11 protein-coding genes and 1 riboswitch are annotated in these 14884 nt (G+C 70.6%); of the genes, 5 read left to right on the top strand and 6 right to left on the bottom strand.

The window, feature by feature from the left end:
• The first annotated feature begins 60 nt into the window (after positions 1 to 60).
• The 4 genes from AB0333_RS09225 (at position 61) to AB0333_RS09210 (ending at position 4134) form a co-directional block, all read left to right on the top strand.
• Positions 61 to 828 carry an ABC transporter permease gene (locus AB0333_RS09225; RefSeq protein WP_366218561.1) on the top strand — a complete coding sequence of 256 codons (768 nt, stop codon included), beginning with the start codon at positions 61 to 63 and terminating at the stop codon, positions 826 to 828.
• Between the two features lie 252 nt (positions 829 to 1080).
• A complete protein-coding gene (locus tag AB0333_RS09220; RefSeq protein WP_366218399.1) occupies positions 1081 to 1671 on the top strand; it encodes an OsmC family protein in 591 nt (196 codons plus the stop codon).
• Positions 1668 to 3323, top strand: coding sequence for a sodium:solute symporter family protein (locus AB0333_RS09215; protein ID WP_366218397.1), 1656 nt, complete (start codon positions 1668 to 1670; stop codon positions 3321 to 3323). Before AB0333_RS09220 ends, AB0333_RS09215 begins: the two co-directional genes overlap by 4 nt.
• A 106-nt stretch (positions 3324 to 3429) precedes the next feature.
• Entirely contained in the window at positions 3430 to 4134 is a 705-nt protein-coding gene (locus AB0333_RS09210; RefSeq protein ID WP_366218396.1) for a GNAT family N-acetyltransferase, read from the top strand.
• 53 nt (positions 4135 to 4187) lie between these two features.
• Here the strand turns inward: AB0333_RS09210 and AB0333_RS09205 are convergent, their stop codons facing one another.
• The gene (locus AB0333_RS09205; RefSeq protein ID WP_366218395.1) at positions 4188 to 5876 is read right to left on the bottom strand and encodes a sodium:proton antiporter; all 1689 of its coding nucleotides are present in this window, start codon (positions 5874 to 5876) and stop codon (positions 4188 to 4190) included.
• A 116-nt stretch (positions 5877 to 5992) separates the two neighbouring features.
• Positions 5993 to 6114, top strand: a riboswitch (SAM riboswitch).
• 12 nt (positions 6115 to 6126) lie between these two features.
• Here AB0333_RS09205 and AB0333_RS09200 point away from each other — a divergent pair.
• Entirely contained in the window at positions 6127 to 8340 is a 2214-nt protein-coding gene (locus AB0333_RS09200) for an AMP-binding protein (RefSeq protein ID WP_366218394.1), read from the top strand.
• Positions 8341 to 8417: 77 nt separating this feature from the next.
• Here AB0333_RS09200 and AB0333_RS09195 read toward each other — a convergent pair whose 3' ends face one another.
• The 5 genes from AB0333_RS09195 to AB0333_RS09175 all read right to left on the bottom strand — a co-directional run bounded on the left by AB0333_RS09195 (position 8418) and on the right by AB0333_RS09175 (position 14883).
• The gene (locus AB0333_RS09195; RefSeq protein WP_366218393.1) at positions 8418 to 9692 is read right to left on the bottom strand and encodes a siderophore-interacting protein; all 1275 of its coding nucleotides are present in this window, start codon (positions 9690 to 9692) and stop codon (positions 8418 to 8420) included.
• A gap of 131 nt (positions 9693 to 9823) precedes the next feature.
• Entirely contained in the window at positions 9824 to 10684 is an 861-nt protein-coding gene (locus tag AB0333_RS09190; protein WP_366218392.1) for a siderophore-interacting protein, read from the bottom strand.
• Between the two features lie 100 nt (positions 10685 to 10784).
• Positions 10785 to 12158 carry an LLM class flavin-dependent oxidoreductase gene (locus AB0333_RS09185; protein ID WP_366218391.1) on the bottom strand — a complete coding sequence of 458 codons (1374 nt, stop codon included), beginning with the start codon at positions 12156 to 12158 and terminating at the stop codon, positions 10785 to 10787.
• On the bottom strand, positions 12155 to 13561 hold the full coding sequence (locus AB0333_RS09180) for an MFS transporter (protein ID WP_366218390.1): 1407 nt from the start codon (positions 13559 to 13561) through the stop codon (positions 12155 to 12157). Before AB0333_RS09180 ends, AB0333_RS09185 begins: the two co-directional genes overlap by 4 nt.
• The gene (locus AB0333_RS09175; RefSeq protein WP_366218389.1) at positions 13561 to 14883 is read right to left on the bottom strand and encodes an acyl-CoA dehydrogenase; all 1323 of its coding nucleotides are present in this window, start codon (positions 14881 to 14883) and stop codon (positions 13561 to 13563) included. The genes AB0333_RS09180 and AB0333_RS09175 overlap by 1 nt, the downstream gene beginning before the upstream one ends.
• Between the last annotated feature and the right edge of the window lies 1 nt (position 14884).

Genomic DNA, 14884 nt, shown 5'->3' with positions numbered 1-14884 from the left:
GACCGGCAATCGGCCGGTGACGGCAAGCCCTTCGGCCCGCCGGCCGGGCAACGTCCCGGGATCAAGGGGGCCCTTTCCACGGGAGCCGGGCGGGCCGTCGTCGGGCTGCTGCTGCCGGTGGTGCTGGTTATCGCGTGGTGGGCCGCGACCGCCGCCGGGCTGTTCTCGCCGGTGCAGCTGCCCTCGCCCTCCTCGGTGGTCAGCGCGGGGATCGACCTGGCCACCGACGGATCCCTATGGCACCACATCGCCATCTCGGTGCAGCGCGTCCTGCTGGGCTTCGTGATGGGCGGGGTCCTCGGACTGGTCATCGGTTCCATTCTCGGCCTGTCCGCCTGGGCCGACGCCCTGCTCGCGCCTCTGATCGGCGCCATCCGCGCGGTGCCGTCGCTGGCGTGGGTGCCACTGCTGATCCTCTGGATGGGCATCGGCGAGGACTCGAAGGTCACGCTGATCGTGATCGGGGCGTTCTTCCCGATCTTCACGAACGTCTATGCGGCGCTCAAGCACGTGGACCCTCACCTGGTGGAAGCCGGCCGTGCCTTCGGCTATCACGGCCTGCGCCTGCTGCGGACCGTGCAGCTACCCGCCGTGGTGCCCTCCGTGTTCTCCGGCCTGCGGCTGGCCCTCGCCCAGGCGTGGCTGTTCCTGGTCGCCGCGGAGCTCATCGCCTCCTCCATGGGCCTGGGATTCCTGCTCACCGACTCGCAGAACAACGGCCGCACCGACCGGCTGATCCTGACGATCATCCTCCTGGCCGTCATCGGCAAGCTCACGGATGCGATCCTCGGCCTGGTGGAGCAGCGGGCGATCCGCCGCTGGTCCTGACCTCCGATCTCACTTTGCGGGCCATGCTCGATGGTGTGCGAGGGACACCACCAAGCATGGCCCGCAAAGTGCTGTTGGCCTGAGGGTCCTACAATGACCGCCGTGTCCTCTTCTGAGCCTTTCCGAGAACCGTCACGACATCCCACCACCGCCGCAACCCCCGCGCACTCGCGTTTTAGCGAGAGTCCCCGCGACTCTGAGTCGAAGACCCTCCGCGCCGCCGGAACGTGGACCGGCCAGCAACAGACGCGGGTGAGCGTCCGCGAGTTCGAGTTCACCGTGGATGAGCCCGAGGCGGTGGGCGGCCGCAACGAAGGTCCTACCCCCATGGAGTACCTCGCCGGGGCAGTGGATGCCTGCATCACCGTGACCGCGGAGCAGGTTGCCTCCCGGCGTGGCCTGGAGCTGACCGGGATCAACACGTATTCGCTCGCCCGGCAGGACCGCCGCGGCCTGGCCGGCACCGCGGACGTCCAGCCGTACTTCCACACCTTCCGGCTGCAGCTGGCCATCGGCACCCCCGAGACGGACGCCACGGCCCTGCGGGACTTCGCGGCCGCCGTCGAGCACTCCTGCCCCGCAGTGAACCTGCTGCGGGACGCGGGCGCGGGCCTGACCGTGGCCTGGACCTTCGCCGGGCGAACAGTGGACCATGACGCCGAGGCCGCCTGCAACTGGGCCCTGGGCTATCAGCCGCGGATCGGCCCAGTGGACGCCCCGGAGCCCGTGTTCACCTGCGAGAACGCCGACGCCGGCCGCGGGACCCCCAGCGGCGCCGCTCCGGGCACACCCGGCCCGGGCACCGACGTCGTGCCGGGTGCCGGCAGGGGGCCCTGCGTATGACCGCCGCCGGACTCTGGACCGTGGCGCTCGCCCTCGCCTACACCGCCTGGCTCGTGGTCGGCGGCCGACTCATGCTCCGGCGCCAGGAGACCGGCAAAGGCGGATTCTTCGTGGGCGGGCGCTCCTTCGGGCCGTGGACCGTGGCGTTCTGCATCACCGGGCTGTTCTCCGGTTCCTCCTACATCGCGATCGTGGAACTGAGCTACCGGACCGGGATCTCCGCCGTCTGGTACGGCGTGGCGGAGACGGTGCAGATCCTGTTGATCGCGCTGCTGCTGGTCAAGCCGTTGCGGGAGAAGCTCGTGGTGACGGTCACCGGGATCATCGGGGACCGCTTCGGCCGTGCCGCGAAGGCCATCGGCTCGGTCATCACCGGGCTGACGTTCCCCATGTACTCCGTGGCCACCACCATCGCGTTCGCCTCTGCCCTGCACGTGGTGACGGACCTGTCCCTGCCGCTGTCCGTGGCCGCGACCGCCGTGGTCCTCCTGGCGTTCCTCTCCGGCGGCGGGATGCGCTCGGTCGGCTTCAGCCAGACCATGAACGTCATCATGATCGGGCTGATGTTCCTCGTCGGCGTCTGGGCCCTGCTCGCCAACCCGGGCTTCGGCGGCGCGGACGGGCTCGTGGCCCGCGCCTCCGCGGCACCCGAGATGCTCGACCTCTCGAACGCCGGGGTGTCCCTGATCGTGGCCTGGTTCGGCACCTTCATCATCAACGTGCCCCTGGCCCAGGCGGCCTTCCAGATGTCGATGTCCGCCCGCACCCCGGAGGACGGCCAGCGGGGCCTGTACCGTGCCGCCGTCCTTGGCATCCCGCTGATCCTGCTGGGCGTGGTCATCGGCGTGGCCGCCGCCCTGGTGCAGCCGGGCGAAGCCCTGCCGCTCGTGGCCGTCCCCGAGTACATCGCGGGAGTGGTGCCGCCGTGGGCCGCGGGGATCTTCTTCGTGGGGTTGTGGGCCTGCGCCCTCGGCTGGGCCGGGCCCTGCCAGTTCTCCGGGGCCACCTCGTTGGGCAGGGACCTCGGATCGGCGCTGAATCCGGCGGCCACGGAACGGCAGCTGGTCCGCTACACCCGCGTGGCCCTGGTCGGGCTGACCGTGGTCATGGTGGTCTTCGCCCTGCTGCGCACCGAGGAGTCGGCCTGGTGGAACGTGATGGCCTGGACCCTGCGCAACGGGGCCATCCTGGCGCCGGTGCTGGCCGCGTTCTTCTGGCCGCTGGCCACCCGGTCCGCAGCGCTGACGTCCATGCTGGCCGGATTCGGCGTGGGTATGGGCTGGTACGCGGCCTCCGGCTTCCATGCCACCGACTTCTTCCTGGGCATGCACCCGGTCTGGGTGGGCATGACCGCCAACCTGCTGGGCATGGTGCTCGTGTCCCTGGCGCAGTCCAGGTGGCGGCTGGTGGCCCCGGGCCGGGCGCGTCAGCGCGGGGTCACCGCGATCATCGCGGCCGGGCTGCTCGTGGTGGCCGGTGCGGCGCTGTGGCCCTGGCTCGTGCAGTTCGGGCTGGTGGGCGTGGTCATGCTCGCGGCCATGATCATGGTCTTCGTGGCGGTGGTCCTGCTGACCGAGGGCACACCGGCGCCCGACGCCGGCCAGGACCCCGCGAACGAGGCCGTTCCGTTCCGCTCGGAGCCGGCTTCCTGACCGGCAGAGGTGTCGCCTACCGTGGTCATCACCACCGCACGCCAGGAGGACCGACGTGAACGACCTGTTCCCGACTGAGCCCGACAGGGATGCTTCGGTCGCCGACATGCCCACCAACACCGTCACGGACCCGGTCTCCCTGGCACGAGTGCATGAACGCCTCCTGGTCCCGAACTTCCCGCCCCGGGAGTTGGTCTCGGTGCAGGAGCTGCTCGAAGACGTCGACCGGGGTTCGGCCACGGTGCGCGTAGTCGGTGACCCTTCTGACCCTTCTGACCCGGTGGCCGTGGCCATCACTGCCACCTTCACGGATTCCCCGGCCGTGCTGCTGAGCTACGTCGCCATTCGCGCCGACCAGCGCGGACGGGGCGTGGGCACGGCGTTGCTGTCCGGGCTGCTGGCCGGCATCACCGCGGACCCGGACGTCTCCGTGGTCCTCGCCGAGGTGGAGCATCCCGCGCACCATCAGGCCCACCCCGTCCACGGAGACCCAGCCGCACGGCTGCGCTTCTACGCCCGGCTCCGCGGCCAGATCCTGGACGTGCCCTACTTCCAGCCGGCGGTCGACGAGACGCAGGACGCCGTCTATGGCATGCTCCTGCTGGTTCTGGCCCCGCCGGACCGCTTCGTCCACGGGCAACGGTTGCTGCCGGAGGCTGGGCTGGCCGCCGCCCTGGAGGAGTTCATGGCCGGGACCGATCCGGAACGGTACCCCGTCGGCCCCCTGCTGGAGGCCGCTGGCCAGCCCGGGGGCGTCCGGATGCTGACCATCGCAGAGGTAGACCACGCCCCGGTGGTCCATCGCCCGTAGGCCGGAGGCAGCCCCTGCAGGGGCCACGGCCCCAGTCTCGGGCCGCCGCGCGGCTACTGCATCCGCGCGGACTCCGCGTCGATGAAATGCTGCGCCCGCTGGAGGGTGTGCGAGGAGTAGGTGCCGCCGGCCCGCGCGTCGAGCAGGACGGACTGTTCCACGTCCACGAGCTGACGGCGCAATTCACGGTGCTGCTGGGCATGGCCGTCCGGATCGTCCTCATGGACCATGGCTGCCAACGCCTCCGTGGACGCCAGGCCCCGGCTCCGGGTCCGTTCCAGCACCTCGGGGGCGAAGGGTTTGCCGTTCTCCCGCTGCAGCGTCTGGTTCTCCAGGAAGGCCTGGCGGGCGGCGATGATCTCCTCTGCCAGGCGGGTGACCTCACGGCCCTCGGCCTCCTCGCTGGTGCCCTTGATGCCCAGCACGCGGATCAGCAGGGGCAGCGTGCCGCCCTGGATCACCAGCGTGAAGATGGCGACGGAGAAGGCGATCAGGATCAGCTCGGCCCGGTAGGGGATGTCCGAGGGAAGCGACTGGGCGGCCGCGAGGGTGACGGCACCGCGCATCCCGGACCAGGCCAGCACGGCACCGCCGCGCCACCCGAGACTGTGGGTGGCCTGGAATTGGGCGTCCGCCCGCCATCGCTGCAGCCGCGCCGCGCGCCGTGGGTTGGCCTCCTCATCGCCTTCGGCGACGGCCTCCAGGGCGGCGTCCAGCTGCTGGGCCACCCCGGGGATGCGGCGCTGGCGGGCCCGGAGCCGGGCGATCAACGGGACCACGAACAGGATGCGCACCCCGAAGAGGATCACCGTGCAGGCGGCTGCGAGGACGACGGCCATCCACAGCCCCCGGCCGGAGGACTCGGCATCCGCGACGATGGAGGTGATCTCGAAGCCCATCAGCAGGAACACGCCGTTCTCCAGCAGCAACTGGATGGTCCGCCAGTTGGTGCGGTCGGTGATGCGGTCCACGGCACTGAAGCGCTTGGGCGCCTGATGCCCGGTGACCAGCCCGGCCGCCACCACGGCGATGACGCCCGAGGCCTCCAGGTGCTCGGCCGGCATATAGGCCAGGAACGGCACGGTCAGGGAGATCGCGGTGGTGAGCACGGGCTGCTGGCGGATCCGGGACCGGGCCCACACCGTGAGGGCGCCGACCAGCAGCCCGACCGCCACCCCCGCGAGGACCGCGTAGACGAAGTCGCCGATGGCGCCCCAGAACGTGATGCTGCCGGCGGTCGCGGCAATGGCGGTGCGGAGCATGACGAGCGCCGTGGCATCATTGACCAGCCCCTCCCCCTCGAGGATCATCACCAGCCGCGGCGGCAGTCCCAGCTTCTTGCCGATGGAGGTGGCGGCCACGGCATCCGGCGGGCTGATCACGGCCCCCAGTGCCACCGCGGCGGCGAAACCGATGTCCGGCAGGACCCACCAGATCAGCCATCCGGTGGCGAAGGCGGAGGCGATCACGAGCAGGACGGACAGTGCGCTGATCGTCTCGAGGTCGCGGCGGAAGTCCGTGATGGGGACGTTGACCGCGGCCGAGTAGAGGATCGGCGGCAGCGCGATCATCAGGATCCACTCCGGCTCCAGCAGAATCCTGGGCGCACCGGGGATCAGGCTGCAGCCGATGCCCACGATCACCAGCAGGATGGGTGCGGCCACGCCCAGCTTCGGCGCGAACAGTGAGACGAGGACGATGATCAGGACGCCGGCCACGGCCAGCAGTGCGAATTCTTCCATGGGGCCTCCCCGTCCCGGTGGCGTGGCGTCACCGTTGCCCATCCAGACTAATCCCGGCGCCGTAGCACGGCTTCACCGGGTTGGCTCGGCCGCGGGGGGCGGACGTACAGTGGAATCGACCATCCCGAGCGGCCGAGAGATCTGGCTCTGTGACGCCGCAGCAACCCGTGGTCGACGCCGGCCCCCCTTTCCGGGGGCGGCTTCGGCCACCAGGTGCTACCGCCAGATTCGATGGAAAGAAGGTTCTGTCTTGTCTGTTGCCCCCACGACCACCACCGAAACCGGCGCTCTCCCCGCCCCGCTGCCGGCCCCCTTGCCGGACTCTGTCCTGAACTCCGCCGATACCACCGTCCACCCCGGCCGGCCCGCGCCCCTGCTGCACGGCGGCCGCGGCGACGGCCAACCGGTGGACGAGGCGGACCGCCTGGCGTTCTGGGATCAGGCCGCACGCCGCCTCGACTGGGACACCGAGTGGCACACCACCCACTCGTGGACGGCCCCGGACCCGGAGGCCGAGCGCGGCCCGGAGATCCGCTGGTTCGAGGGCGGCACCCTCAACGTCGCGGTGAACTGCGTGGACCGGCACGTGGACGCCGGCCGCGGGGAGAAAGTGGCCCTGTACTTCGAGGGCGAGCCGGGCGACCGCCGCGCCGTGACCTACGCGCAGCTGCAGAAGGAGGTCAGCCAGGCCGCCAACGCGCTGATCGAGCTGGGCATCGGCCAGGGCGACCGCGTGGTCGTCTACCTGCCCGTGCTGGTGGAGACCATCGTCATCACCCTGGCCTGTGCCCGGATCGGAGCCGTGCACTCGCTCGTGTTCGGCGGCTTCTCCGCCGAGGCCCTGAAGTTCCGCGTGGAGGACACCGGCGCCAAGCTCCTGGTCACTTCCGAGGGCCAGTTCCGCCGCGGGAAGGCCGTCCCGGTCAAGTCCCACGCGGATGAGGCCGTCTCCGGGGAGAACAACATCGAGCACGTACTGGTGCTCAACCGCACCGGGCACACGGACACCAGCGAGGGCACGCTGAACTGGGTCGAAGGCCGGGACGTCTGGTGGCACGAGATCGTGGACCGCCAGCCGGAGACCCACACCCCAGAGTACTTCGACGCCGAGACCCCGCTGTTCATCATGTACACCTCCGGCACCACCGGTCAGCCCAAGGGCCTGGTGCACACCTCCGGCGGCTACCTCACGCAGGCCAGCTGGTCCTACGACTACCTGTTCTCCCACACGGACGTCTCCGCACGGGATCAGGACGTCCACTGGTGCACGGCGGACCTGGCCTGGGTCACCGCGCACACCTATGAAATCTACGGGCCGCTCTCCAACGGCGTCACGCAGGTCATCTACGAGGGCGTGCCGAACGCCCCGCATCCGGGACGCCACTTCGAGGTCATCGAGCGCTACGGCGTCACCAGCTACTACACCGCACCCACCCTGGTCCGCTCCCTCATGGGCTGGTTCCCGGAGGGCATCCCCGCAGGACCGGACGGGTATGACCTGAGCAGCATCCGCCTCGTCGGCACCGTCGGTGAGGCCGTCAACCCGGAGGCGTGGACCTGGGCGCGCACCCAGATCGGCCGGGACCGGCTGGCCAGGTTGGACCGCGAGGCACAGGCTGAGACCGGCGACGCCGGCGCGCGGGTCCCGCGCGACGGTTCCGTGGGCGTGCCCATGGTGGACACCTGGTGGCAGTCTGAGACCGGCGCGACCATCCTCTCCCCGCGCCAAGACGACGAGCGGTTCAAGCCCGGTTGTGGCTCACGTCCGCTGCCGGGCGTGGACGTGGCCGTGGTGGACGACTCCGGCGCCCCTGTTCCCGCCGGCCTGCAGGGCAAGGCCGTGGTCACCCGCACCGGGCCGGCGATGGCCCGCACCGTCTGGGGCAACCCGCGCCGCTACTACTCCTCGTACTGGAAGGACTACGCCGAGCAGGGCTGGTTCCTGGCCGGGGACGGCGCGAAGTATGACGAGGACGGGGACATCTGGATCCTGGGCCGCATCGATGACGTCATCAACATCTCCGGCCACCGCCTGTCCACCATCGAGATCGAGTCGGCCCTGGTCTCCCACCCCGGCGTGGTGGAGGCCGGCGTCTGCCCCGTGCCGGACGCCAAGACCGGGCACGCCGCCGTCGCGTTCGTGGTGGCCCGCGAGGGCTATGCCGAGGGACGCGGGTCCGCCACGGACGCTGGGACCGGTGCGGCCGGCGTCGGGACCTCCGCCGGTGGCACGCACCGGAGCCCAGCAGAGGAATTGCGCCAGCACGTGGGCACCGTGATCGGGCCGGTGGCCAAGCCGCGGGACGTGGTCTTCGTGCCGGACGTGCCGAAGACGCGCTCCGGCAAGATCATGCGGCGCCTGCTGACCCAGCTCTACGAGGGCACCGCCCTGGGGGACACCACGTCCCTGCAGAACGAGCCGTGCGTCGAGCAGATCGCGGACGTCATGGCGACGCGCCGCTGAACGGTTGGGTCTGGAGGGATTCACGCAATCAGCCGCATAAGGTGTGAATCGCTCCAGACTCAACGGGGGCGGGCGGCTTAGTCGTCCGCCTTGCCGTAGGTCCAGTACGAGGACAGGGACAGCATCTTCCGGTCCACCCCGCGCTCCTCGGTCAGGTGCCGGCGCAGCCGCTTGACCATGGACTTCTCCCCGTGGACGAAGGCGTGTACCCGGCCGGTGGGCCACTCGGCCCGGCCGATCCCCTCCACGGTGGCCGCCAGCTGCGAGCGCCCCAGCCGGTACTCACCACCCCGGTGCAGCCACGTCACCTCCACGCCCGAGGGCACCGTCAGTTCCCACTCGTCGGCGGGTCCGCCCACCTCGATGAAGACCTGCCCCGTGGCGTCCTCTGGCATCGCGGCGAGCGCGGCGGAGATCGCGGGCAGGGCGGATTCGTCCCCCACCAGCAGGTGAGCGTCCGCGGTCGGGTCCGGGGCGTACTTGCCGCCCGGGCCGGCGAACGCCACCTGATCCCCCACCGTCGCTGCTGCCGCCCATGGTCCGGCCACCCCGGAGGCCCCGTGCAGCACGAAGTCGATCACCACGGTCCCGGCCTCGGCGTCCACCGAGTGCACCGTGTAGGTCCGCCGGACGGGCCGCTGATGCCTCGGCAGGGACTTGCGCAGCGTCTGCACGTCGTAGGGCGGGGACAGCCCCAGTGCCGGGTCCACGAAGAGGATCTTGACGTACTTGTCCGTGTAGTGGTTGTCGCGGAAATCGGCGAATCCCGGGCCCCCGAGGGTCAGCCGTTGGAAGTGCTCCCCCAGGCGCTCCGTGGAGACCACATCCAGGACGACCTGCTTGCCCTTGCGACGGTCCGAAGAATCGCGGGTCTCCACCGGCCCCAGTGCCCCCCGGCCCGAGACGCCCTCCTGGTGATCGCCCTCCACGTGGCCGTACTGGCCATGCTGGCCGTAGTCGCTGTGCTCCTGGCCCCCGCCATGCCGATGGCGCCGGCGGTGGTGGTGGTCGTCCTTGCCGTACTTGTCCCGCTTCCCACGCTTGCCCACCGTACCGCCGGCCGCCACCTGCTCGCGCAGCCGGGCCGCCTTCAGGGTGTACTGCGCCGCCTTGTACTCGTACTTGGCCACGGCATAGCGTTCCCGGGCCGCACGGTACCGCTCGTACGCCTGCTCGACGCCCGGTTCGGAACTCTCGCCCGCTGGCTGGCCACGTTCAGCTGTCGCGCCCGCCGCCGCGCTCGGTGCCGCTGGATTCCCTGCCACCGCGCTCGGTGCCGCTGGATTCCCTGCCGCCGCGCTCGCCGTCTCCGGGTTCTCTGCCGTCGGGACGTTCTCGTCTGTGCTGCCCATGGGTCCTTCCTGTGGCACGTCATCGTGCCTCCAGTTCAGCCTAGGGTCTGTGCCGAGGAGCAGATAGGCGCGTCGGCCGGTCTTCGCGCACCGGACCACGGAGCGTCCGGGCAGGCATTGAAAGAGACCCGCTACGCCTCGGGGAAGATCTGCCCGATCGGCTCGCTCTTCTCGGCCTGGAAGGCCTCCTCGGCACGGCCGTAGGCCCAGTAGGCGGACAAGGACATCCGCCGGCGGTCCACCCCGCGGACGTCCGAGAGGTACCGGCGCAGGTCCTTCACCATCTCCCGCTCACCGTGCGCGAAGACCTGGACGTCACCCTCGCGCCACGGGGCCTCGATGACCGCATGGGCCAGCATGGTGGACTCCGGCGTGAAGATGCCGCTGCGGTGCAGCCAGGTCAGCTGGATGCCGTCCGGGGCGCTCAGGGCGACCTCGTCCTCCGGTCCGGCGACCTCGATGATCGCCAGGCCGACGGCGTCCGCGGGCATGGCCTCCAGGGCGGAGGCGATGGCCGGGACGGCGGACTCATCCCCGGCCAGCAGGTGCCAGTCGGCCGCCGGGTCGGGCAGGTACATTCCGCCGGGCCCGCCGAAGGTCACCGGGTCGCCGACCTGGGCGTTGGCCGCCCAGGGGCCGGCGAGGCCCTCGTCACCGTGCACCACGAAGTCAACGGTGAGAGTGCCGGCGTCGTGGTCCACGGACCGCACCGTGTAGGTGCGGCGCACGGGCATCTTCTCCGGGGGCAGGGTCTCGCGGAGTTGCTCCATGTCATAGGGCATCGTCAGGCCCAGCGCCGGATCCGCGAACATCAGCTTGATGTACTTGTCCGTGGCGTCCTTGTCCTGGTAGTCCGCGAACCCCGGCCCGCCCAGCGTCAGGCGCACCAGGTGCGCACTGATCCGCTCGGTGGCGACCACCTCGAGCAGGACCGGCGGCTTGGGCTGGCGTGGAGGACGGGCACCACCGCGCACGGAGGGGGACGTAGACATGGAGTCCTCTTTCGGAGTCGATGACGCATTCAGTTCGACCGTACGTCATTTCGCGCCGGCACCGTCCGCGGTTACCCGGCGGGCGGAATCCGGGCGTCACTCAGCGCCGGAAGGCAGCGCCGCGGTGGTCGTCCGCCAGGTGCGGGCCGGCGCCCAGGATCACCTCGCGGAGCGTCTCGACGCCGGCCCCCTCAGCCGGCTCGTCTGGCAGCAGCCCCCGCCGCCGCAGCTCGGGAGACACCAGGTCCGTGAACCGTTCGAGGTCCGCCGGGCGGACGGCCGCCGAGATGTTGAAGCCGTCCACGTCCGTGGCCTCCTGCCAGCGGATCAACTCGTCCACCACGGTCTGCGGCGAGCCGGCGATCACCGGTCCGCGGCCGCCGATGGCGATGAACTCGGCGAGGTCCCGCACCGTCCAGGTCCGGTCCGGCGACAGCTTGGTGAAGGCCGCGAGCGCCGACTGGTTCGCCTCGGTCTGGATGTACTCCAACGGGGCATCCGGGTCCGAGCCGTCCAGGTCCACCCCGGTCCACCCGCCGAACAGTGCCAGGGCGCCGTCGATGTCGACGAACTCCCGGTAACCCTCGAGCCGGGCCTGGGCCTCCTCGTCCGTGTCCGCGACCACCACGGTGGCCATGGTGAAGATCCGGATGGCGTCCCGGGTGCGCCCGCGCTCGGCCAGCCCGGCGCGGATGCCGTCCACCCACTGGCGGACGAGGGAGGTGGTGTTGCCGATCAGGAAGATAGCCTCGGCATGGTCCAGGGCGAAGTCCTGGCCGCGCTTTGAGGCCCCCGCCTGGAACAGGAAGGGGGTGCCCTGGGGACCGGGATGGGTCAGGGCCTGGTCCGGCACGGAGAAGAACCGGCCGCGGTGGCCCACGGGGTGGACCTTCTCCGGGTCCACGAAGACGCCGCGTTCCCGGTCGGCCACCACAGCCCCCTCCTCGAAGGAACCCTCGAAGAGCTTGTACATCACCTCCAGGTACTCATCCGCTCGGTCGTAACGCTCGTCGTGCGGGATCTGCTGGTCCATGCCGAGGTTCCGGGCCGCAGAGTCCTGATAGGAGGTCACCACGTTCCAGGCGATGCGCCCGCGGGTCAGGTGGTCCAGGGTGGCGAAGGTGCGGGCCAGCAGGTACGGCGCCTCGTAGGTGACGGAGGCGGTGATCCCGAAGCCGAGGCGTTCGGTCACGGCGGCCATGGCGGGGACCACCACGAGCGGATCCAGCAGCGGGACCTGCACGCCGCCGCGCAGCGTGGCATCGGTGGAGTCCCGGTAGACGTCGTACACGCCGGGGATGTCCGCCAGGAAGAGGGAGGCGAACCCGCCCTGCTCCAGGGTGCGGGCCAGTCCGGTCCAGTACTCCAGAGTGTCGAACCCGGCGACCCCGGACTCCGGGTGCCTCCACAGGCCCGGGGACTGGTGCACCGGGACCATCATGTCGAAGGCGTTCAGGAGAAGGGGGCGGGTCATACAGACGTCCTTTCAGAGGTTCTCTCGGTGGGCCGGTCAGGGTCGGCCACGGCGCTCGACTCGGCCGCCTGCTCGAAGCCGCCCACCACCGGGACGGCGTGCAGGTCCGTGAGCTCCGTGCCGCGTTGCTGACTGGCCGGATCCTTCGCCGCGAGCGCCGCGGCGACGGAGATGACGGACAGCACCGTCAGGTAGCCGGCGATCAGCCACGGGGCCTCCCCGCCGGCGGCGAACAACAGGGCGGCGATCATCGGCATCAGCCCGCCACCCAGGACGGTGCCGACCTGGTAGCCCAGGCTCACCCCCGAATAGCGGACGTGGACGGGGAACTGTTCGGCGAACCAGGCCGCCTGCGGTCCGTAGATCGCGTCATGGATGACGTTGATGCCCAGGATCACCACGAGGGGCAGGAAGGCGAGCGGGCCGGCGTCGAGGAAGGCGAAGAGGACCCAGCCGAAGACCCCGATGGCGGCATAGGCGGCCGCGGACAGGAAGCGGCGGCCGATCCGGTCGGACAGCCAGCCCCAGAATGGCGTGGAGAACAGGCCGATGGCCGAGGCCACCATCACCGCGGTCACGCCCGAAGCGCTGTCCTCGCGCACGTCCCTCAGGTAGGTCAGCATGTACACCGTGACGAGGTAGTAGATGGCGTTCTGCGCCAGCCGCAGGCCGATGGTGACCAGCAGCGGCCGCCGGTGGTGGGCCAGCAGCTCCTTCAGGGGAGCCTTGGCCACGTTGCCCGAGGCCTGATGCTCCAGGAACTCGGGGGCATCGGCCACGCCGAGCCGGATCCACAGGCCGACGGCCACCAGCAGGGCGGAGAGCAGGAACGGGATGCGCCAGCCGAAGTCGGCGAACTGCTCGGCGCTCATCACGTTCTGCATGATGAAGAACGCCCCGGTGGCCAGCAGCATGCCGGCGGAGGAGCCGATCTGGGTGAAGGATCCGAAGAAGCCGCGGTGCCGGGCCGGCGCATGCTCCACGCTTAACAGCGCAGAACCGCCCCATTCGGCCCCGGCGGACAGGCCCTGAAGGATCCGCAGGACCACCAGCCCGACGACGGCCCACCAGCCGATCACCTCGAAGGTCGGCATCAGCCCGATCAGGGTGGAGGCCACCCCCATCAGCAACAGGGACGCGACCAGCAGAGCCTTGCGTCCGATCCGGTCCCCCAGGTGGCCGGCGATGATCCCGCCCAGCGGCCGGGCGATCACCCCGACGGCGAGGGTCGCGAAGGAGGCGACGATCCCGCCGAGCTCGGACGCCATCGGGAAGAACTGGACGTTGAAGATCAGCGCCGCAGCGGTGCCGTAAAGGTAGAAGTCGTACCACTCGATGGTGGTGCCCGCGAAGGCTGAGGCCAGGACCCGCTTCTTGCCGGAGAGAATGTTCGTGGAGCTCATCAGGCCTGGCCGCCCTTCGCATCGCCGATGGCGTTGAGGCCCTCGGGCAGGGTCCCGTTGATCCAGTAGTCGCCCAGGGACCGGGCCCGGAAGGCAATCGGGTTGTGTGTGGCCACGGTCTGGGCGTTCCGCCAGTGGCGGTCCAGGGCCTTCTTGGTGGAAGTCGCGGAGGCGCCGACGGTCAGGAACAGGTCCTGGGCGGCGCCGATACCCAGCTCCGGCACCGTGATGGTCGCGTGTTCGATGGCCAGCTCGGAGCCGTAGAGTTCGGCGGGGACCTCGCCGGTGAAGTCCGGACGGTCGGCCCCGGCGGCCTCGGCGGCGGCGATGCCGGCATCCAGGGCACGGGCGGCGTGGAGCACCGTGGCCTCGGCGGTGAACGCCTTCGCGGCGATGCGGCCGGCGGCCTCCTGGATCAACGGATCCTCACGGAATGGCAAGCCGGAACCGGTGTTGAAGGTGCGCTTTCGGGAGGCGATGGTCGCCACCGCGTCACGGCGGGAGGCGCGGGCTATGCCGGCCAGGACCGCGAGCAGCACGAGCTGGAAGAAGGCGGCCTCGTGGACGGCCTCGGCGGAGCCCGGCACCCGGTCGAGCACCCCGTGGGCGGGAACAGTGACCCTGGTGAAGGTCGCGGTGCCGGTGCCCGTGAGCTTCTGCCCGAAGCCGTCCCAGTCGTCCTCCAGGGCCACCCCCTCGGCGTCGGTGGCCACCACGGCGAACTGACGGCCGTCGAGCTGGGCGCCGTCGGCGTCGGCGCGGGCGGCCGAGACGCGGGCGGCCGAGACGCGGGTGTAGTCGGAGAAGATCGAGGCGGTCGCGTAGAACTTCTGCCCGTTGAGCTCCATGCCGTCGGATGTCGGGGTCAGCGTGGTGTTCAGACCGCCCAGGGCGTTGCCGCCCTTCTCCGTGGAGGCGTTGCCCACGGTGGCACCGGCCAGGACCAGCGGGTACCACGCATCCTGGATGTCCCGCGGCTGGAAGCGCAGGGCCTCGAGGAAGCCGTAGTGGGAGCGGTAGATGTGGGCCACGTTGGAGTCGGCCTCGGCCAGGTCGATCAGCAGGTGGAAGAAGTCCTCGAGCGTGACCGCCGGACCACCGTGGGCCACCGGCACCCGCAGGGTACCGAAGCCGGCCTCGTCCAGGCTTCGGACGGCGTCGAAGGGCAGCTCGCGGTTCAGCTCCCTGCTCAGGGACCCTGCCGCGATGTCCTCGAAGAGCGGCTGGAAGTGCCTCTTGAGGCCGGTGTAGTCCGTGGGCAGGCCGTCGCTGAGGTTCACGCCGGGCCGGGCAGCGGTGATGGTGCGGGGTGTCGCGGTCATT

Origin of the sequence: Citricoccus sp. NPDC079358 (genome assembly GCF_040702545.1) — a bacterium.
Lineage (GTDB): Bacteria > Actinomycetota > Actinomycetes > Actinomycetales > Micrococcaceae > Citricoccus.
The sequence above is the reverse complement of the archived record's forward strand: the minus strand, read 5'-3'. Positions and strand labels throughout refer to the sequence as shown.